Genomic DNA, 20,398 nt, shown 5'->3' with positions numbered 1-20,398 from the left:
TCCTGCGTTCGGGGACGGGCCCGGTGGGCCGTCGTTTCCCGACACCGGCCAACCTCATTCGGATCCCAGCACCCGGCAAGACAGTCGTCATCCATGCCGAGCCTTCCAGGCGGACGCGCACGGATGTCGCGTGGGCAAATCGATTGGTGGGACGCTTGGCCGGTTACGTTCGCTGGTCGTTTGGGGCGCCGATCCGGGCGGCTCTCGCGTCTGCGTCCGTTGACTGGGTGCCAGCCAGGGGGTGCGCCCTGCGGGACTATCCGAGCGAGCTCTTCTCCACCTGAGTTGTGTCTCCTGCGGGCTGTGGTCCGTGGATGTACTGGTCGGCCCAGGCGCTGATGATGTGGGCGGCTCGCTGGGCTTGTCCTCGGGCGGTCAGGAGATGGTCCGCTCCTTCGAGTGAGACAAAACTTCGCGGGTGTCGTGCCTCGAGGAAGATCTCTCCGGCGTTGTCGATGTCGACGGTGTTGTCGGTCGGCGAATGCAGGACGAGTAGTGGTAGGTCCAACTCGCCGATCCGGTCCCGCAGGTGAGCACGGCGGACGTCTTCGACGAAGGCACGCTTGAGGACCAGGGTCTTCCCGCCGACGAACCACTCGTGCGACCCTTCGCTGAGCACGCGATCCACGACCGCGTCGTACTGTCGCTCGACGTGGCTGGGATCGACCGGCGCCCCGATCGTGGCGACCGCGCGGACGCCGGTTGCCTCGGCCGCCGCGGCGAGGGCGGCGGCGCCTCCCCATGAGTGCCCCACCAGCAGGTCTGCCGGAGTCCCTCGCTCCGCCATCATGGCTGCCGCACGGATCGTGTCCTGGACCTTGACGGTGAAGGAACCGTCCCCCCAGTCGCCGTCGGAGTCCCCGATCCCGAGGTTGTCGAAGCGCAGCATTCCGATCCCCTCGCGTGCCAGCTGCTTGCTGACACGCGACGCGGCCGGCGAGCCCTTGCCGAGCGTGAATCCGTGCACGAAGATCCCCCAGCCGCGGATCTCGCCGTCCGGCAGGTCGATCGCTCCGGCCAGTTCGGGGCCGACGACGCTCGGGAATCGCACTTTTTCGCTCATGTTGTGATCACCTAGGCAGGGGCTGTTCGTGGAGCAGGGAAGACAAGGGTGCCACCGGCCGACGCCACGCGCGCGCTCCGGGCAGGGGAGCGGCGAGCGCGGTGCGTGGCCGTGATCGGCGCGTCAGGCGGGCGGCTTCCGGTCGGAGGACTGCTCGGTGGTGAGCAGTGCGGTGATCTCCTCGGCGAGGTGCGGGCCGAGTTCGCCCCAGCCGTCCTTGTAGCCGTAGACGCCGGCCAGGGTGCGGGCCTCGTAGTCGCCGTTCATGATCTCGATGTCCGTGGCCGTGATGAGCGCCGGGTGGGCGACACCGACGGCTGCCGAGACCTTCATCAGCTCCTTGCGGAGGGTGCGCAGGTAGACAGCGGCCCGGGTGGCCTTCGAGGTCGGGTCGAGGCCGCGGGCCAGCCACGGGCTCTGGGTAGCGATGCCGGTGGGGCACTTGTCGGTGTGGCACTTCTGCGCCTGGATGCAGCCGATCGACAGCATCGCCTCACGGGCCACGTTGATCATGTCGGCACCCAGAGCGAAGGCGACCGCGGCGTTCTCGGGCAGGCCGAGCTTGCCGGAGGCGATGAACGTCAGGTCGTCGGTCAGCCCCCGCTCGGCGAAGGCGCCGTAGACCCGGGAGAAGCCCATCCGGAAGGGCAGCGACACCGAGTCGGAGAAGGTCAGCGGTGCCGCCCCGGTGCCGCCCTCGCCGCCGTCGATGGTCACGAAGTCGACACCACGGTCACCACGCGCCATCAGCGTGGCCAGCTCCTGCCAGAACTCCATCTCGCCCACCGCGCTCTTGATCCCGACCGGCAGGCCGGTCTCGGTGGCGAGCAGTTCGACGAAGTCGAGCATCGAGTCGACGTCGCCGAATGCGGTGTGCCGCGACGGGGAAGCGCAGTCCTCGCCGAGCGGGATGCCGCGGATCTCGGCGATTTCCGGTGTCACCTTCGCGCCCGGCAGCATCCCGCCCAGCCCCGGCTTGGCACCCTGGGAGAGCTTGATCTCTATCGCCTTGACCGGGGCGCCGGCGACCACATCCTTGAGCATGTCGATGTTGAAGCTGCCGTCCTCATTGCGGCAGCCGAAGTAGGACGTACCGATTTGAAGGACGAGGTCGCCGCCGTTGCGGTGGTACGGCGAGAGACCGCCCTCGCCCGTGTTCTGCAGGGTGCCCGCCAGCGCCGCCCCCCTGTTGAGCGCCGTGACTGCCGCGCCGGAGAGCGATCCGAAGCTCATCGCCGAGATGTTCACCACGCTCGCCGGCCGGAACGCCTTGGCGCGCCCGCGCGGCCCGCCCAGCACCTTGGCTGACGGCAGTGGGGCCTGCGGGTCGTGCATGTCGGGCAGCGTGCCGGCGAACGTGCGCTGCTTCAGGTATGCGTGCCCCTGCGTGTGTTCAACGTCGTTGTCGGTGCCGAATCCGAAGTAGTTGTTCTCCCCCTTCGCCGACGCGTAGATCCAGGTGCGCTGGTCACGGCTGAACGGGCGCTCCTCGTCGTTGGAGGTCACTATGTACTGCCGCAGTTCGGGCCCGATCGTCTCCAACAGGTACCGGGCGTGCCCGAGCACGGGGAAGTTCCGGAGCAATGCGTGCTTCTTCTGGACAAGGTCACGAGCGGCCACCAGTGCCAATGCTGTTGCGGTGGCCGTGGCGATGGTCCGGGCGCGCATGAACGTTCCTCTCCTCGGTGCTGGACTCCATTGCCGTGCGGTGGAGTCGTCGTGCCGGGCGTTGGGCGGCGGGCACGACCCAGCGGGCGTCAGCGTCCGTCGGAGGACGCCAAGCGATAGTAGGGGCTCGCCCGGATAGAGGGTTGCGGGTGGGGTGGTCTTCCCAGGGTGGGTGGTCCAGGCGCGTCGGAACAGGCTATGCACGGTGACGCTCGTGTGACACGGCGTAACGTCTGAGCGCCGGCCTTGCGGTGTCGGTGAGACGAACGCGTATGGGTCAGGACTCGTTGCAGGAGTTCTGGCGAGTGTCCGGTCAGGAGCGCGAGACGTTCGAGGCGGGGTGTGCCGAGCCGGTTCGGCGAGCCGGTAAGGAAGCCGTGCAGGTAGCTGGGTGTGAGGTGGTTGGCGCGGGCCGGGCGCCGCGAAGAGCCCGAGGAAACCCCCGGCGAAGGCCTCGAGGAAGACCCTGGGGAACCCCCCGGCGATGACGCCGGGGAAGCCCTTGAAGAAGGAAGTCCCGGCAATGCCCGCGAACTCCCGGCAATGCCCGCGAACTCCCGCCAATTCCTATCGGCCCGGATAGTGCCGCCACCTTGCTGATCACGATGGGGGACAACCCAGAACGCCCGTCCAGTGAGGCGTCGTTCGCGGCGCTTTGCGGGGTCAGCCCCGTCGAGCACTCCTCCGGCCGCCAGCGTCACCACCGGCTCAACCGCGGGGGCGACCGAAGAGCCAATGCCGCCCTGTATCGGATCGTGCAGTCACGGCTCCGGTTCGATGCACGTACCCGCAACTACTACGAGCGGCGCATCGCGGAAGGCAAGACCCGGCGCGAGATCATCCGCTGTCTCAAACGCTACGCCGCCCGAGAAGTGTTCGACCTGGTCCGGTCTGGCATCGCGCCCCGCGAAGTGGCCTAAAGGCGTGTCTGATGAATCTTGGTACGGCGGTGCCCTGACGGGGGCAGGCAGGAGCACGGCATGATCGGCCCCGAATGGGATATTCGGTAGCCATCAGGGCATTCGGTTGGCAAGGCTTGAGCCATGAACTCCCAGCTCAATGACGTGCCCGGCCATTCCTGGCTCGGTGCTCCGATTGATGCCCGTACTCTGTTCGCCCCTGAGCAGGCCGCGCTGATGGCCACGCTGCGCGGCCTGGCATCCGCCGACTGGGGCAAGGAGGCGGTGCCGGGCTGGACCGTCCGCGATCTCGCCGCACACATCCTGGGCGACTTCTACGGACGCCTCGCCCGGGACCGGGACGGCCACCAGGACGGCACCGGTTTCGCGCCGGGCGAGACGCTGGAGGCGTTCATTCACCGCATCAATCATGAGTGGGTCGATGCCCACCACCGGGTGAGCCCGGCCGCACTCACCGACACCCTTGACCTGGTGGGCGGGCAGGTATCCCGGTTCTTCGAGGCCGCCGACCCCGATGCACCGTCGCTGGGAGTGTCCTGGGCCGGCGTCGACCCGGCGCCCATGTGGTTGGACAGCGCGCGCGACTTCACCGAGTTCTGGACTCACCGCCAGCAGATCCGCCACGCCATCGGCCGGGACACCGACGCCGATCCGCGGTTCCTGGCCGTGGTCCTGGACACGTTCATGAGGGCCCTGCCTCACACTCTGCGCGAGGTCACTGCGCCGGTCGGCACGCAGGTCCAGGTGTTGACCGACGGCCCGGCCGGGGGCGTCTGGACGGCGACGGCCACCGGGGACGGCTGGTCGCTCGCCGAGCCAGATGACGAACGTCCTGACGCGGTGGTGCGCTTGGATGCGGAGACCACCTGGCGCCTGTGCACCCGCGGCATCCAGCCGGGCACCGCCCTGGCCCGCGTCCGTATCGACGGCGACCGTCAACTGGCCGAAGTGGTCTGCCAGATCGTGTCGATCGTCTACTGACATCCATAGCCGCGATACGCCGGTCCGGCCGGGCATCTGGTGAGCGTCAGTCGCGAAGCCACTGCCGGAGCGCGGCCGCCAGCACGCTGCCGTGGAACACATAGGCGCGTTTCTCGTCGCGGGTAGCCACGGCCCGGAAGCCCTTGATCGCGTTCATGGTTCGCTCCGCTTCATTGCGGCGCCGGTAGATCTCCTTGCCGAATCCGTTGGGCCGGCCGCCCGCGCTGCCCCGGCGTTGGCGGTTGGCCCGCTGGTTGGTCGGCTCGGGGATGGTGTGCTTGATCTGCCGGCGGCGTAGGTAGCGGCGGATCCTGCGGGAGCTGTAGGCGTGGTCGGCACACAGGTGTTCCGGACGAGTACGAGGGTGCCCACCACCCGGCCGGGCAACGCGGATGCGGTCCAATACCTCGACCAATTGCGTGGCGTCGCCCCACTGCCCGGGGGTGATGACGAACGCGAGGGGATGCCGACCACCCTGGCTCGCCAGATGAATCTTGCAGGTGAAGCCGCCTCGCGATCGGCCCAGCGCTTCATCGTCCCGGTGCCGGGCTGGACGAGTCTGCTTCCCAGGGACGCGGGGAGCACGCTTGCGGGCTCCGGCGGCATGCTGATGGGCGCGACACACAGTGGAGTCCACGCTGACCAGCGACCAGTCGATCCGCCCCTCGGTATCGGCCTGAGCCTGGACGGCACGGAGAATCCTCTCCCACGTGCCGTCCGCCGACCATCGGCGACGCCGGTCGTGCACCGTCTGCCACTTTCCAAATCGTGGCGGCAGATCGCGCCATGGAAGCCCGGTGCGCAACCGGAACAAGACACCGTTGATCACACGCCTGTGGCACTGCCATCGCCCGCCCCGGCCAGCGTTCCTCGGCAAGTACGGCTGCAACCGCGCCCACTCCGCATCGCTGAGATCACCCCGCCTCACTTCACCACGAACGACGCACTCAGCAGTGCGTCACTAACCGGTCCGGACAACACCTAGCTAGGCGCGCCTAGCTAAGGGCGTGCAGAGAATCAACTTGCGTTCGAGCACCCTGCCTGAGCTGCGGTGTCGCCCGGGCTGGGCACGGGGAACGCGCTGGTGGTGACGCTCCTGATGCAGCTCGGGGTGGTGGCGGTGACGGGGCTGCTGAATCTGCGGCTGCCCCGGGTGGTCGGCCGAGAGCTGATCGGGACCGGCCGCGCCCGGTACGGCAGCAGGGCCCGGACCGCGCGTCGCGCGCGTCGCGGTCCGGGCCCTGCCCCGTGCGGTGCCGCCCTGCTGCGGCGGTGTGTCAGCTCTGTGTGGTGTCGTCGCCCGTCTGCCCGGCGCCCTCAGCTGCGCCTGTCTTCTCGCGCATCTTGCGCACCAGCTCTCCCTTCTGATCGGCTGCACCCTGGCGGTCGAGGTTGCGGTGCGGACCGTTGTTCTGCCGTTCGGTGCGGGACAGCTTCTTGCGCTGGCCGCCGCCCATGCCGACGGGGTTGTTGATGTTCTTGCTCACGGTCACGGGTTCTCCCGGTAATGATGTGGAGTGATCTACGGCTTCATCGGTGGGGGACGGGCGGCGACGTCGAAGGACGTCAGCAGGGGCCCATCACGCTCTCACTCGTAAATCGGCGTCTGGAAGAACATGACAAAGACGTTACCCGGTTCCGCCGGCCCCGCGCACCAACCTTTTCGCCGCCCCGGCGTCGGCCGGGCCTTCGGCGGGCGCCCGGGGCAGTCGTTGCCTTCCGGGAATCTCACACAGCCAGCACCCGCCGGTGGTCGCCGCCCGCCCGGGGCAGGTCCAAATGGGCGTTACTGGGCCGCCGCGGGCGCGAACCCCGAATTCACTGCCGAAGGCAAGGCGGTGGAGGACTTCCTGCGCCCCGACCGCATTGTCATCGGAGCCTCCGACGCGGCAACCGCCCAGCTGATCACGGACCTTCACGACGGCGTCGAGGGGCCGGTGCAGACCCTCTCGATCGCCTCGGCGGAGATGGCCAAGCTCGCCGCCAACGCCCTGCTCGCCACCAAGATCACTTTCATCAACGAGATCGCCACCGTGTGCGAAGCCACGGGCGCCGACGTCGAACAGGTCGCTACCGCCATCGGCATGGACCACAGACTGGGCCCACACTTCCTCAAGGCCGGCCTCGGGTACGGAGGCAGCTGCTTCCCCAAGGACTCCCGCGCCCTGCGGGCCATGGCAAGCAACTCCGGATACCCCTTCCAACTGCTCAACTCCGTCATCGAGGTCAACGACCTCCAGCCCCGGCGCGCCATCCAGCGCCTGAAGACCGAACTCGGCGGCCTCAAAGGATGTCGCATCGCCCTCCTGGGCATGACGTTCAAGGCGTGAACCGATGATCTCCGCGAAGCTCCCAGCGCGGTCATCGCCGCCCGACTGCTCGCGGAGAGCGCCGAGGTGCACTGCTGGGACCCCATGGCCCGGCCGGCCGACGTCGCCCCGTGGAACGCGACCGTGCGCCACTCCACCCCTGCCGAGATCATGCGCGACGCGGACGCCGCAATCTTGGCGACGGAGTGGCCGGAACTCAACACCGTCGACTGGCCGGCAGCGGGCCGCACCATGCGCCGCCGGCTCCTCTTCGACGGCCGGAACGTCCTCGCCCCCAACGCGATGGCCTCTGCCGGCTTCACCTGCATGAGCGTGGGCCGCGCCACGGTCCTCCCGAATTCCGAGTGATGCCTCGTCCCTCGCTCTGAGCTTGGGAATCAACGGGGCCCGGGACGGTCAGGTGGCGTCTGACCTGGATAAACGCTACTTTCCTTGATTGTCTGAAGGGTGCCCGTGGTACCCCTCGTGACCGCTGTCGACCGGGCTGAAGGGCACGGATGGGGCACGCCCGGCTGTGGTGCGGATCGCGCAGCGGCAGAAGCTTGTCGATCAGCGATGGATCGTGATTCACGGTCGAGCCTGTGCAGGCGGTTTGCGGCAGCACTTCTCCTTACTCATGCGTCATCCATTCACCGAGAGCGGCGGGCGGCCCGTGTGCGGTACCTGCGCGCCGGCCCGGCCGAGCCGCGTCCGGGCCTCACCTCGGGCGTACCCGTTCCCGCCGCCTCCGGCAGGTCCTCTGCCTTTTGGCAGAGGCAGGGTCGCCCTCAAGGACCAGGGAACCCCCGCTGGGGAGCCGTGATAATCGGCGTTATGTCGTTCAGCGCCTCGCCTGTCACCGAGATCCGTTCTGCCCGAAGCCTCTTTGCGGGGCCCAGGGAGCAAGGGCGGTGGCTGCTGTGGCGGGCGGCGGGTGAGGTGGTCCTGGCCGGGGCGCTGGTGCTGGTGATGTACAAGGGCGGCGGCGGGGTGAGCTACCTCAAGCTGGAGGGCGGGGCGGCGGCCCTGGGGCTCATCGGCGTCGCAGTGGTGCTGGTGTTGGTGCGGCGCCGGTTCCCGGGGGCCGGTGTGGTCGGGCTGGCGGGGCTGATGGGGGTGGTGCCCGTTGTGGCGCCGTTGACCGCGGTGGCCGCCTACACCGCGGCCCGGCAGATTAAGACGCCGCGGCGGCGTGCCGGGCTGCTGCTCGCGGCGGCCGCCTTGGCACCGGTGACCTGCGTGATGTTCGCGCCCTGGATGGGGTTGTCCAGATGGGAGTTCGGTCTCGCCCTTGGTGCGGTGCTCGCCACCATCACGGTCGTCGTGCCGGGACTGGTCGGCACCTCCGTGGGGCAGCAGGACCGGCTGCTGTGGGCGTTGCGGGAGCGGGCTGCCGCTGCCGAGGAGGCGCGGCGGCTGGCGGACAGCGAGTCGCGTATGCGTGAGCGGTCGCGTATCGCTGCGGAGATGCACGATCTGGTGGGGCACCGGCTGAGCCTGGTCTCCCTGCATGCGGGCGGGCTGGAGATGGCGCTGCTCAAGGAGGCGCCTGCGCTGCAAAACGAGGCCGCGCTGGTTCGTAGTGCCACGCGCGATGCGATGCAGGAGCTGCGGGAGGCGCTGGGGGTCCTCGGCCCGGTGGAGAGGGACACCGGTACAGATGTGCTGACCGATGCGACGGGCACTCGCGCGGATGTGGAGGCGTTGGTCGAGGAGTCGCAGGGCGGTGGTATTCCCGTCGCGTTTTCCTGGGAGGGGCCCGATCTCGACGGTCGGCCGGCGCGGGTGCGGCGGGCGGTCCACCGGGTGGTGCGCGAGTCGCTCACCAACGTTCACCGGTATGCGGCCGGGGCCCGTGTGACTGTCGCCGTCCGCCATACCGAGGAGCGGGTGGCGGTCGAGGTGCGCAACGGTGTGCCGCCCGTCGCGCCCGCTGCCGTGACCGGGCTCGGCTCCGGGCAGGGGCTGATCGGGCTGCGGGAGCGGGTGGCGCTGCTCGGCGGCGCTCTGGAGGCGGAGCGGACGCCTGGTGGCGGCTTCGCCGTGGCGGCCGACATCCCCGCTGACCCCGGGCCCGGGGCGGAGACGGCGGACACGGCGTCGGACGACAACGGGCCGGTGGCCGTCGACGAGCCCGGCAGTGGGCTCTCCGCCCTCCAGCGGCGCCTCGGCGGCGCTGTGACGGGGCTGCTCGGCCTGGTGGGGGTGGTCGTGCTGATGATGTTCGGGCTCGTGCTGGTGGATCAGGCGCAGTTCACTTCCCTGCCCGCGAGCGGCGAGGAGCCCCGATTGGGGATGACGAGGGAGCGGGTGAAGCGCGCCGTGGGATGGGACGACACCGCCTCGCGCGCGGCCGCCACCGGGCACGAGCCGAGGCGGCCGGGTTCCGCCACGGACTGCATTTATCAGCACACGAGCGAGGAGCCCAAGAGCGGGCGGCTGGAGATCGTCCGCTACTGCTTCCGGTCCGACTCTTTGATCGCGATCGACCGTATTACCGTTCCGGTGGTGACCGAACCGCCCGCTGGGAGCACGACACATGACTGAACAGGCCAACTCCGTGAGCTCCCGGGAGGATTCCGTGATCCGGGTGCTGCTCGCCGATGACGAGCAGATGATCCGGCACGGTGTCCGGGTGATCCTCCAGCACGCCGACGGCATCGAGGTGGTGGGTGAGGCGGCCAACGGCGCCGAGGCCGTGCGGCTCGCCGCCGAGCACCGGCCCGATGTGGTGCTCCTCGACGTCCGTATGCCGGTTCTCGACGGGCTCGCGGCCGTCGGACCGCTGGTCGCCCTCGACCCCGGGCCGCAGGTCGTCATGCTCACCACCTTCGGTGACGAGGACAACGTCATCCGGGCCCTGCGGGCGGGCGCCACGGGCTTCCTGCTCAAGGACGACGGGCCGCAGGAGCTGATCAGCGCGGTACGGGCCGCGGCCGTGGGGGACGCGGTGCTCTCGCCCGGCGTCACCGGGTCGGTCATCCGCCGGATGCTGAGAGGCGGCTCGGCGGGTGCCGGGGCCGCCGCTCCGGACAGCAGGGTGGCGGGGCTGACGGACCGGGAGCGGGAGGTGCTGGTCATGCTGGGGGCGGGGCTGGCGAACCTGGAGATCGGCTCGCGGCTCGGCATCGGGGTGGGGACGGTCAAGTCCCATGTCGGGGCGATCCTGGGGAAGACGGGGTGCGAAAGCCGGGTGCAGGCGGCGTTGCTGGCGCACCAGGCCGGGCTCATGAGCTGAGCCCCGGACGGCCGTCGACTCTGACTTTGGGCAGAGAGGCCGTAGTCCGTGAGGCTGACATGGCCGGGGCGGTTCTGACCTTCGGCAGGCGGCACATCCCCGCCTTGGGAGCGACGAGTTGGGGGGTGCGCCGCGGCCACGATGGTCGGGAGTCCCGCACCCCTTCCAGGAGCAGCCATGTCGCAGTCCGCCACCCGTACCACCCGCCTGAGGGCCCCCTCCGGTGCCGCCGCCCGCGCCACGGGACTGACCAAGGTCTACGGCGAGGGCGATACCCGCGTCGTCGCCCTCGACTCGGTCTGCGTGGAGTTCGGGCGCGGCCGGTTCACCGCGATCATGGGGCCGTCCGGCTCCGGCAAGTCGACGCTGATGCACTGCATGGCGGGGCTCGACTCGCTCTCCGGGGGCTCTGCCCACGTCGGTGACACCGAGCTGTCCGGCCTGAATGACCGAGAGCTCACCAAGCTGCGCCGGGAGAAGATCGGCTTCGTCTTCCAGGCGTTCAACCTGCTGCCCACGCTGAACGCGATGGAGAACATCACGCTGCCGATGGATGTCGCCGGCCGCAAGCCCGACCGGCAGTGGCTGGACCTGATCGTGCGGACCGTCGGCCTCTCCGGGCGGTTGCAGCACCGTCCCTCGCAGCTCTCCGGCGGCCAGCAGCAGCGTGTCGCGGTGGCCCGCGCGCTGGCCGGCCGACCGGAGATCATCTTCGCCGACGAGCCGACCGGCAATCTCGACTCCCGTTCCGGCGCGGAGGTGCTGGGCTTTCTGCAGGAGTCCGTTCGCGGGCTGGGGCAGACGGTCGTGATGGTCACCCACGACCCGGTGGCCGCCTCCTACGCGGACCGCGTGGTCTTCCTCGCCGACGGGCAGATCACCGACGAACTGGCCGCCCCCACGGCCGAGTCCGTGCTCGACCGTATGCGGCTCCTCGACACCGGCGGACCGGCGAGCTGACGCGCCCTCCCGCACGGCTCCCTGCCCCCCCCCGCACCACACCAGGACTGAAACCGACATGCTGCGAATAGCTCTGCGCAACGTTTTTGCGCACAAAGCCCGATTGGTCATGACCGCGCTCGCGGTCCTCCTGGGCGTCGCCTTCGTCTCCGGCACCCTCATCTTCGGCGACACCACCGCGAACGCCTTCCGCACGGCCGCCGGCGCAAGCCTCAAGGGCGTGGCCGTCTCCGTACAGTCCCAGGTACGGCCAAGCGTCGCGGGAACGGGCGGCCCGGACGGCATGCCGTCCAGCACGCTCGACACCGCGCTGGCAGACAAGATCCGCGCGCTGCCCGGCGTCGCCGCGGTGCGCCCCACCGTCAACGGCATGGTCACCGTGGCCGGCAAGGACGGCCTGCCGGTCAACACCGACAAGGCCCGGCTGAACCTGGCCACCAACTACCTGCCCGGCAAGGACAGCCGCATCTCGCTGAAGGAAGGCCGCGGACCCGCCGCCGAGGGCGAACTGGCGCTGGATGCCAGGACCGCATTGAAGGCCGGCTACCGGATCGGTGACACCGTCCGCTTCGCCATCGACGGGCCCGGCCTGGCCAAGAAGCTCGTCGGCACCGTCGCCACCGACGATCCGCGGGTCAACGCCGGGGGCACGCTCACGCTCTTCGACACCAGGACCGCACAGAAGCTCTTCCTCCACCCCGGCCAGTTCCACGAGATCGCGGTCGCGGCCAAGCCCGGTACCGATTCCAGCGAGCTGACCGACCGGGTGCGGGCACTGCTCCCCGACAAGGGCGCCAGGGCCACCAGCCGCGAAGACCTGGCCGCCGAGCAGGCCGAGCAGATCGGCGAGCAGACCGGGTTTCTCACCAAGACGCTGCTCGGCTTCGCCGGCATCGCGCTGTTCATCGGCGCGTTCATCATCGCCAACACCTTCACCATGCTCATCGCCCAGCGCAGCCGGGAAATCGCGCTGATGCGGGCCGTGGGCGCCTCGCGACGCCAGGTCGTACGGGCCGTTCTCATCGAGGCCGCCCTCCTCGGGCTCGGTGCCTCCGCCGTCGGATTCGTCCTCGGCATCGGCATCGCCGCCGTCATGCGCCCGCTCCTCAACGCAAGCGGCGCCGGGCTGCCCGCCGGACCGCTGGTCATCTCGCAAGGGACGGCTATCTGGTCGCTCGTGGTCGGCGTCCTCATCACCGTCCTGGCCGCCTGGCTGCCCTCCCGCAAGGCCGCGAAGATCGCCCCCGTGGCGGCGCTCAGCAGCATCGACCAGGCCCCGCCCGCCCGCGCCCTGGTGGTCCGCAATGTGCTCGGCACCCTGCTCACCGGGTCCGGGGCGCTACTGATGCTGTACATCTACACGGTCGATTCCACCGACCAGACCTACCTGATGATCGCGATGCTCGGCTCCGCGCTGACCATCGTCGGCATCATCGTGCAGGCACCGCTGCTCTCCCGCCCGCTGATCACCCTGGCCGGCAAGGCCACCACCCGCCTCTTCGGCGTCACCGGCAAGCTGGCCAAGGAGAACGCGCTGCGCAACCCGCGCCGCACCGCCGCCACCGCATCCGCCCTGATGGTCGGACTCGCCCTGGTCACCGGTCTGACCGTGGTCGGGCACTCCACCGAACGTGCCCTGATCGCGGATGCCACCCAGGGCCTGTCCGCCGACTACACGGTCGCCAACACCATCACCACCGGGCTCGAAGTGGACGCGGCCGCCAAGATCGCGCAGGTGCCCGGCGTCGCCACGGCCGTCCCCACCACCACGGCGGCGGTCAGCACCGGGGGGCTCAACTTCATCGGGATCACCGGCACGGACCCCAAGACCTACGGCAAGGCCGCGAATCTCGACTTCCGCGCCGGCTCGCTGCGCGACATCGGCCCCGGGAAGATCGCGGTCTCCGACGAGTTCGCCACCAAGGCCGGGCTCAAGGTCGGCAGCACCCTCGACGTCGGGTCATCCACCGGCAAGTCCGAGAAGCAACGGAAGATGAAGCTGAAGGTCGTCGGCGTCTACGCCGCGACCCCCACGACGCAGGAGGCACTGGGCACGCTCGCCGACACCCTCCCGTACTCCGACACCAAGAAGCTCGAAAAAGTGCTGGTCAAGGCCGAACCCGGCCAGACTGCGGGCCTTGAGCGGAAGATCCGTGCCGCACTCGGCGACAGCCCCCTGATGGAGGTCCAATCCCAGGAGCAGGCCATCAAGGACAGCGGCGCGAACATCGGCACGGTCCTCAAGATGATGTACGGGCTGCTCGGCATGGCCCTCCTCATCTCGGTCGTCGGCGTCGTCAACACCCTGGCCATGTCGGTCTTCGAGCGCACCCGCGAGATCGGGATGCTGCGGGCCATCGGCCTCGACCGCACCGGGATCAAGCAGATGGTCCGGCTGGAGTCGGTGGTCATCTCACTGTTCGGCGCGGCGCTCGGCATCGGCACCGGCATCTTCCTGGCCTGGGCCGGCGGCGGCCTGGTGAGGTCGTCGATGGACGCGTACGAGACCCTCCTGCCATGGGGCGAGCTGGGGATGTTCCTGGCGCTGGCGCTGGTGATCGGTGTCCTGGCAGCGATCTGGCCGGCCCGCCGGGCGGCCCGCCTGAACATGCTCCAGTCGATTCAGTCGAGCTGATCCGGGCGGCCCGAGCGGCCCGAGACCGGGCCACGGCGCGCACCGCACCGGCTGCACCGTGGCCCGGGACATCGACCGTGCGTGGGTGAACTCCGTTCGATGCCCGGCGCGTTATGACGCCGGCAGGGCGCGCGGCTCCCGAACGGTCCGGATAACGACGAAGCCCCAGGTCTCCGACCTGGGGCTTCGTCGTGGAGCGGGTGACGGGGATTCGAACCCGCGCTCTGAGCTTGGGCCTAGTCCCCGTCCGCCCAGTCGGATCGGACGTGGTGCAGGTGCGCTCGGATGATGCTCTCCAGGCGGGGCATGTCGCCGTCTGCGATCGCCGTCAGGATGTCTCGGTGTTCGTGGACGATGTCGGTGAGTGTGCCGTGCTGGGCCAGATACTCCAGCCCGTAGAGCCGGGTTTGGTCGCGCAGGGTCTCCACTGTGTTGACGAGGCGTTTGTTGCCGCAGTGCGTGAGGAGGCCGAGATGGAACTGCCGGTCGGCTTCGAGGACTTGCACCACGTCACCTTTGCCGGCCGCGGCTTCCATGTCGGCCACGGTTGATTCGAGTCGGGCAAGATCGCCTTTGTCCATGTTGCCCGCGGCCTGAAGCGTGCCGTGCACTTCGAGGAGCAGGCGCATCTCGTAGACCTCGTCGAGGTCGTGTTCGCTCATCGGCACGACGCGGTATCCGCGGTTGCGGACGGGTTCCATCAGGCCCTGGTTGACCAGAGTGAGCATGGCCTCGCGTACGGGGCTTCCGGACACTCCGAGCCGCGTGGCCAGTGCTGCCGCGGAGTAGATCTCGCCGGGCTTGATCTCGCCGGATACGAGCGCCTGCCGGATCACCTCCAGTGCCTGGTCACGCAGATTCGTGTGCCGCAAGGGCTGGGATGCCGACTCGGACACGTCACCTCCTGGTCTCAGACTCTTGACTTTGGATTCCGCCGTAGGCATGGTACTCGCCAACCGGTGACAGGTAACCGGTAACCGATTACCCATGAGTAGTAGGTGGGAAAGAGGCCCGGTATGCCTGCTCCGGCGGTACCCCACGCCGGAGCCCCCACACGCGACGACCCACACGCGCCCGGCAACCCCGGGCCCTGTTGGTCCGGGACTGCCCCCCGACGCTCCTCACGGAGGCAAGCCAATGCTCACCATCTCAGCCGAAGACACCATCCGGGCACTGCCCTTCAATGCACTCATCGACGCGCTACGCACCGGATTCCGAAACGGCGCCCACACTCCCCAGCGGCACCACCACGTCGTCGACGCCGGGTCCGATGCGAGCGTGCTGCTCATGCCGTCCTGGACCGACGGCGAGTACCTCGGTGTGAAGCTGGTCAACGTCTTCCCCGGCAACAGCTCGCTGGGACGTCCGGCACTGTCCTCCGCCTTCGTCCTGGCCAGTGCCACCACCGGCGAGCATCTCGCCGTGGTGGACGGAAACACGCTCACCCAGCGCAGGACCGTGGCGACCTCGGCGCTCGCGGCCACCTACCTGGCACGCAAGGACAGCAAGGTCCACGTCGTGGTCGGCGCGGGGCACGTCGGCAGCCTGGCTGCCGACGCGTACCGCAGCGCCTTCGACATCCGCAAAGTGATCGTGCACGACCATGTGCCCGCGCACGCACAACGCCTGGTGGACGGCTTGCGTGAGCAGGGCGTCGACGCCTGCGTCGCCACCGACCTGCGGGATGCGGTGGCCGCCGCCGACATCGTCACCTGCGCCACCCTCGCCACCGAGCCGCTCATCCGCGGGGACTGGCTGCGCAAGGGAACCCACCTCGACCTCATCGGAAGCTTCCGCCCCACCATGCGGGAAGCCGACGACGAGTGCCTACGCCGCGGCACGGTCTACATCGACACCTGGGCCGCGTTGGAGGAGTCCGGCGACCTCATCCAGCCGATCGACGCCGGCGTCCTCGACCGGAACGCGATCGCCGGGACCCTGCCCGGACTGTGCCGCGGTGATATTGCCGCCCGGCGCGACCGCGACCAGATCACCGTCTTCAAGTCCGTCGGCAGCGGCCTCGCCGACCTGGCCGCGGCCGCGCTGGTCTACCACTCCACCCGAAATCTCGCTCCGTGAACTGGCCCGCACACCAGTCAAGGAGGCCCGCGCCGACGTGAGTTCCGGGAATTACCAGGCCGCCGAGGTTTCATCGCCGCAGCCCACAGCCCTCCCCGCAGTCCTCAGCTGACGTCGCAGGGCCGCTTCGAATCCGTAGAGGGATGGGAAGCCCACTTCACCAGGTCGTCCACTGATCCGAGAAGTCAGGATCGTCGCTGCCGACGACCGGCACCAAGGAGAACACGTGAGTACCTCGCTCATCGATGACGCTCGTTTCAGTCCATTCCACAAGAAGATGTTCGTGCTCACCGCCGGAGGGCAGTTCCTCGACGGCTATCTGCTCAGCATCGTCGGCGTAGTCGTACTCGGAATATCCGAAGACCTCGGGATGTCAGCGAGCGCGGCGGGCCTGATCGGCGCGTCGGCACTCATCGGCCTGTTCCTCGGCGGCCTGGTCTTCGGACGCCTCACCGACCGCATCGGCCGTCAACTGCTGTTCACACTCCACTTCATCGTGATCGCGGCGGCCTCCATCGGGTCGATGTTCGTGACCGACCCGGTGCAGTTGATCGCCCTGAGGTTCGTCATCGGAATCGCGCTGGGCGCGGACTACGCCATCGGCAGCGCCTTGCTGTCCGAGTGGCTGCCGACGGCTCAGCGCGGACGTGTCATGGGAATGCTCATCATGATGTGGTTCGTGGGGGCCACGACTGCGTACCTGGTCGGCTACGGCCTGATCAACCTCGCGGGCTCCGGGGCGTGGCGCTGGGCGCTGGGCAGCGCTGCGATCCCGGCCGTCGCGTTCATCATCGCGCGGATCGGGACACCTGAGTCGCCTCGCTGGCTCGTCAGCCGCGGACGCCTGGAGCAGGCGCGTGCGGTACTTACCCGCGTCTACGGTGAGCAGGTCACCCCGGAGGCGGTCGAATCGCTGAGAGCCGACGAGTCCGCGCACGGTCTGGGCTTCGCCGAGGTCTTCCGGGGTGTCTACCTCAAGCGCACCGTTTTCGTCGGTCTGTTCTGGCTTCTGCAGATCGTTCCGCTGTTCGCGATCTACACCTTCGGCCCGACGATTCTCGGCGCTTTCGGCATGGCCGACAGCAATACCTCGGTGATCGGTTCAGCGCTCATCAGCGTATTGTTCCTCGTCGGCTGCCTTCCTGCGCTGCGCATCATCGATACCCGGGGCCGACGTCCGCTCATCGTCTGGTCGTTCGCACTCATGGTCGTCCCGCTCGCGATTTTGGGACTGGCTCCCGGCGCGCCCATCGCCGTGGTTCTCGTGTGCTTCTGCGCTTACGCGTTCTTCTCCGGCGGCCCGAGCATCCTCGAATTCATCTATCCCACAGAGCTGTTCCCCACGGAGATACGCGCGACGGCGGTCGGCATCGGCACCGCGGTCAGCCGCATCGGAGCGGCCATCGGGACCTACTTGCTGCCGATCGGCCTGGAAAGCATGGGGGTGGGGCCCATCATGCTGATCATGGCCGGCGTCACCGTTCTCGGATTCGTGGTCTGTTTCGTGCTGGCACCGGAGACCCGCGGCCGCCGACTGGCAGACGCCAGTGGCAGTTCACCGGCCCAGGCACCGGCTTCGCACCCTGCGCCCTTCACCAGCCACCCACCCAACCCTGAGATCACAGCGCCGGGCGACGTGCTCGCCCGAGCGGTCACCACACCGACGAAGAAATCGATCCGAGGAAGTGCAGGATGACAGAGAAAGCAGTGATCGTCGGCGCGGGCATGGTCGGACTCGCCACCGCCTACCGACTGGCCCGGGACGGACTGGACGTCACGGTCGTGGATACGGGCCAGAGCGGGGCCGGCGCCTCAACTCGCAATGCCGGGTGGATCGTTCCGGTCATGTCGACTCCCGTCCCCGCACCCGGGATGCTGGGAAAGGCACTGCGGTGGATGGCCCGAAAGGACAGTCCCCTCCATATCCGACCGTCCCTGCGCCCTGACCATGTGCGCTTCATGGCAAGCATGCTGCGTCACTGCAATAGCAGGGATTACCAGCACGGCATTGAAGCTCTCGCGGCGCTCAATGAACGAACCGTCTCCCTGTTTGACGGGTACCAACAGGACGGAGTGCACTTCGAATACCACCGCACGGGTCATCTCCTCGTCTTCCGCACTCGGGATGCCATGCACGCGCACCGGGCCGATTTCGCCCCGATGGAGCGGATCGGCCACACCGCCGTCCCGCTCTCCGGAGACGAGGCCCGGGATCTGGAGCCCGCGCTCGGCCCATACGTGCAGGCAGGTCTCCAGTGCACCCAGGAACGGCATGTGGACCCCGCCACGCTGATCGAGGGCCTTGAGCAGCGCTGTCGGGACCTCGGGGTGCGCTTCCTCCACGGCAGGCATGTCACCGGCATCCGTTCCGAGGGCGCCCTGACGACCTCCGTACTGGCGGGGGACGAGGAGATCAGCGGGGACCTGTTCGTCCTCGCAGCAGGCGTGTACTCCGGCGCGCTGTCGCGGCTGGCCGGATTCCCCCTGCCCATCCAGCCGGGCAAGGGGTACGGGTTCGACGACACCAGTGGCTCGGTGAAGCTGCGGCACTCGGTGTATCTGGGCGAAGCGAAGGTGGCCGTCACACCGCTGTCGGGCCGGCTCCGGTTCGCCGGAACGATGGAATTCGGCAGCTCCGACTCCACGGTCGCACCACATCGTGTGCGCGGAATCATCCGGTCCGCCGGCGAATACCTGCCGGACTTCCCGCCCGCACAGCAGCAGCACGCCTGGACGGGACTGCGTCCGATGACGCCTGACGGACTGCCCGTCATCGGGCCGCTGCCAGGCAAGGACAACGTATTCGTCGCCAGTGGACACGGCATGCTCGGGGTCACCCTGGCCCCGATGACAGCGGAAATCATCGCCACACAGGTAAAGGGAGAGGAGCGTGATGCGGACATCGCAAACACGGCAGCTCCCTTCTCCCCCCAGCGCTTCGCCCGACGAGGCCACGGGAAAACGGTCCGCTGACCGCTGACCGCTGACCTCTGACATACCGGACCGTCGCCCAGCGTCTCGGCGAGGTCCCGGCAGTCGGCCGGCCGGGTCCTCGCGGCGACGGTGTCGCCGCGCAGAGGAGCCGGCCACCCACCGGTCCACAGCGCCTTGGCGCGCACGGGGCTGGGCTCCAGGGCTTGTACCAGGGCCCGGCCCAGCCAGTGGCGTACCTCCTCCAGTCCGCCCGCGCGGGCATGGCTGGCGTTTCGCCCCCCTCGACGCCCCTGTTTTCGTCGGTGTCCTTCTCCTCTATTACGCGCGCTGCCTCGGCGACGCGACTGGTGGCACGTGTACCCAGGAGCTCCAGGAACAGTTGCTCTTTGCCGCCGAAGTTGGAGTAGAGCGCGCCGATCGAGTATCCCGCGTTATCCGCGATCTCCTCAACGGAAGCCCCGTCGTAGCCCTTCCTCGCGAACGTTTCTGCTGCGGCATCAAGCAGCAGTTCACGGGTCCTGGCCTTGGCCTCTGCCCGGGTCAGGCGCTTGGGGCGGGGCATCTTCTCGTTGTCAGGCACCCCGCAAGGCCATCGGGATGGTCAAAGCGGGTGAGGCGTCGGCTTGGCGCTGTGCATATGCCCCATCATGGGCTTGCGTGCAACCGTGAACGGCGAAGAACCACTGCACAATCATGCAGTTGTCCGGGCGTGACCTGCACGTGGGGGCCCTCACGCTGGAGACATGACCGACACTATCGCGCTCCACGGCGGCGAATGCGCCGCCGATGACGGCATTCCGGTGGCCGACCTCACGGACGCCGGGCCCATCCACACGCCCATCCAGCAGTTCATGGATCTGGCCCGGATCCACGGCCCGGTCTTCAAGCGCAAGTTCGGCGACCACGAGACGCTGTTCCTCGCCTCGCTCGACCTGGTCACCGAGCTCGCCGACGAGTCCCGCTTCAGCAAGGCCAAGTCGGTCGTCCTGGAGAACGTCAGAGAGTTCACCGGTGACGGTCTGTTCACCGCCTACAACGACGAGCCCAACTGGGCCAAGGCCCACGAGGTCCTGATGCCGGCCTTCGCGCTCGGCTCGATGCGTACCTACCACCCGGCGATGCTCAAGGCCGTGCGCCGGGTGATGGCCGCCTGGGACCGGCGGGTGGCCGACGGCACGCCCGTCCAGGTCGCCGAGGACATGACCCGGATGACCCTGGACACCATCGGGCTGGCCGGCTTCGGCTTCGACTTCGAGTCGTTCTCCCGCGGCGACACCGAGCATCCGTTCGTCGAGGCGATGGTGCGCTGCCTCGAATGGAGCCTGACGAAGATTTCCCGCGACCCCGACGCCGACCACTCGGCGACGGACGCGGCCTTCCGGCACGACGCCGACTATCTCGCCTCGGTCGTCGACGAGGTCATCGCCGCCCGCACGGAGAGCGGCGAGAACGGAGACGACGATCTGCTGGGCCTGATGCTCGGCGCCCGGGGGCAGGAGGACGGTGCGGCGGGTGACGGACCCGCCCTGGACCTCGCCAATATCCGCAACCAGGTCATCACGTTCCTGATCGCCGGTCACGAGACCACCTCGGGCGCGCTCTCCTTCGCCC

General features: G+C 68.8%; 16 protein-coding genes and 2 pseudogenes. 12 read left to right on the top strand and 6 right to left on the bottom strand.

All coding sequences use genetic code 11. The features are described 5' to 3' along the window. Window positions 1-256: 256 nt before the first annotated feature. Entirely contained in the window at window positions 257-1,063 is an 807-nt protein-coding gene (locus tag ACWGJY_RS34145; RefSeq protein ID WP_453264763.1) for an alpha/beta hydrolase family protein, read from the bottom strand. Window positions 1,064-1,186: 123 nt separating this feature from the next. After that, window positions 1,187-2,731, bottom strand: a complete 1,545-nt coding sequence (locus ACWGJY_RS34140; protein WP_453264762.1) for an FMN-binding glutamate synthase family protein — start codon at window positions 2,729-2,731, stop codon at window positions 1,187-1,189. A gap of 569 nt (window positions 2,732-3,300) precedes the next feature. Between ACWGJY_RS34140 and ACWGJY_RS34135 the strand changes: the two are divergent. Continuing rightward, window positions 3,301-3,651: pseudogene (locus ACWGJY_RS34135) on the top strand (transposase); the annotation flags it as partial. A 123-nt stretch (window positions 3,652-3,774) separates the two neighbouring features. Further along, the gene (locus tag ACWGJY_RS34130) at window positions 3,775-4,632 is read left to right on the top strand and encodes a maleylpyruvate isomerase family mycothiol-dependent enzyme (protein WP_453264761.1); all 858 of its coding nucleotides are present in this window, start codon (window positions 3,775-3,777) and stop codon (window positions 4,630-4,632) included. Between the two features lie 46 nt (window positions 4,633-4,678). Here the strand turns inward: ACWGJY_RS34130 and ACWGJY_RS34125 are convergent, their stop codons facing one another. Together ACWGJY_RS34125 and ACWGJY_RS34120 are read right to left on the bottom strand one after the other, a co-directional pair. Next, window positions 4,679-5,560: an IS5 family transposase gene (locus tag ACWGJY_RS34125; RefSeq protein ID WP_453264760.1), complete on the bottom strand. Its 882-nt coding sequence runs from the start codon at window positions 5,558-5,560 to the stop codon at window positions 4,679-4,681. Window positions 5,561-5,909: 349 nt separating this feature from the next. After that, window positions 5,910-6,125, bottom strand: a complete 216-nt coding sequence (locus ACWGJY_RS34120; protein ID WP_453264759.1) for a DUF6243 family protein — start codon at window positions 6,123-6,125, stop codon at window positions 5,910-5,912. 123 nt (window positions 6,126-6,248) lie between these two features. Between ACWGJY_RS34120 and ACWGJY_RS34115 the strand changes: the two genes are divergently transcribed. The 6 genes and pseudogenes from ACWGJY_RS34115 (at window position 6,249) to ACWGJY_RS34090 (ending at window position 13,774) form a co-directional block, all read left to right on the top strand. Continuing rightward, window positions 6,249-6,962: a nucleotide sugar dehydrogenase gene (locus ACWGJY_RS34115; protein WP_453264758.1), complete on the top strand. Its 714-nt coding sequence runs from the start codon at window positions 6,249-6,251 to the stop codon at window positions 6,960-6,962. Between the two features lie 12 nt (window positions 6,963-6,974). After that, window positions 6,975-7,310 (top strand): annotated as a pseudogene (locus ACWGJY_RS34110) (UDP binding domain-containing protein); the annotation flags it as partial. A gap of 465 nt (window positions 7,311-7,775) precedes the next feature. Further along, window positions 7,776-9,488 carry a sensor histidine kinase gene (locus ACWGJY_RS34105; RefSeq protein ID WP_453264757.1) on the top strand — a complete coding sequence of 571 codons (1,713 nt, stop codon included), beginning with the start codon at window positions 7,776-7,778 and terminating at the stop codon, window positions 9,486-9,488. Further along, complete coding sequence (locus ACWGJY_RS34100; RefSeq protein WP_453264756.1) at window positions 9,481-10,179, top strand: response regulator; 699 nt, start codon at window positions 9,481-9,483, stop codon at window positions 10,177-10,179. Before ACWGJY_RS34105 ends, ACWGJY_RS34100 begins: the two co-directional genes overlap by 8 nt. A gap of 177 nt (window positions 10,180-10,356) precedes the next feature. Then, window positions 10,357-11,139: an ABC transporter ATP-binding protein gene (locus ACWGJY_RS34095; RefSeq protein ID WP_453264755.1), complete on the top strand. Its 783-nt coding sequence runs from the start codon at window positions 10,357-10,359 to the stop codon at window positions 11,137-11,139. A 58-nt stretch (window positions 11,140-11,197) separates the two neighbouring features. Then, window positions 11,198-13,774: an ABC transporter permease gene (locus ACWGJY_RS34090; RefSeq protein ID WP_453264754.1), complete on the top strand. Its 2,577-nt coding sequence runs from the start codon at window positions 11,198-11,200 to the stop codon at window positions 13,772-13,774. 236 nt (window positions 13,775-14,010) lie between these two features. Here the strand turns inward: ACWGJY_RS34090 and ACWGJY_RS34085 are convergent, their stop codons facing one another. Beyond that, window positions 14,011-14,670, bottom strand: coding sequence for a GntR family transcriptional regulator (locus ACWGJY_RS34085; RefSeq protein WP_453264753.1), 660 nt, complete (start codon window positions 14,668-14,670; stop codon window positions 14,011-14,013). Between the two features lie 241 nt (window positions 14,671-14,911). Here ACWGJY_RS34085 and ACWGJY_RS34080 point away from each other — a divergent pair, with 241 nt between their 5' ends. The 3 genes from ACWGJY_RS34080 (at window position 14,912) to ACWGJY_RS34070 (ending at window position 18,826) form a co-directional block, all read left to right on the top strand. Continuing rightward, on the top strand, window positions 14,912-15,853 hold the full coding sequence (locus ACWGJY_RS34080; protein ID WP_453264752.1) for an ornithine cyclodeaminase family protein: 942 nt from the start codon (window positions 14,912-14,914) through the stop codon (window positions 15,851-15,853). A gap of 226 nt (window positions 15,854-16,079) precedes the next feature. Further along, window positions 16,080-17,549: an MFS transporter gene (locus ACWGJY_RS34075; protein ID WP_453264751.1), complete on the top strand. Its 1,470-nt coding sequence runs from the start codon at window positions 16,080-16,082 to the stop codon at window positions 17,547-17,549. After that, window positions 17,546-18,826, top strand: coding sequence for an NAD(P)/FAD-dependent oxidoreductase (locus ACWGJY_RS34070; RefSeq protein ID WP_453264750.1), 1,281 nt, complete (start codon window positions 17,546-17,548; stop codon window positions 18,824-18,826). Before ACWGJY_RS34075 ends, ACWGJY_RS34070 begins: the two co-directional genes overlap by 4 nt. On the opposite strand, the gene ACWGJY_RS34065 is transcribed toward ACWGJY_RS34070, so the two are convergent. Next, window positions 18,714-19,349, bottom strand: a complete 636-nt coding sequence (locus ACWGJY_RS34065) for a TetR/AcrR family transcriptional regulator (protein WP_453264768.1) — start codon at window positions 19,347-19,349, stop codon at window positions 18,714-18,716. The two genes, ACWGJY_RS34070 and ACWGJY_RS34065, sit on opposite strands and share 113 nt — an antisense overlap. A gap of 181 nt (window positions 19,350-19,530) precedes the next feature. Between ACWGJY_RS34065 and ACWGJY_RS34060 the strand changes: the two genes are divergently transcribed. Continuing rightward, window positions 19,531-20,398 (top strand): cytochrome P450 (locus ACWGJY_RS34060; protein ID WP_453264749.1); only part of this gene is annotated, 868 nt, incomplete at its 3' end.

The organism is Streptomyces sp. NPDC054765, from assembly GCF_053612065.1.
Note: the sequence above shows the minus strand (reverse complement) of the source record. Positions and strands in the feature narration are given on the sequence as shown.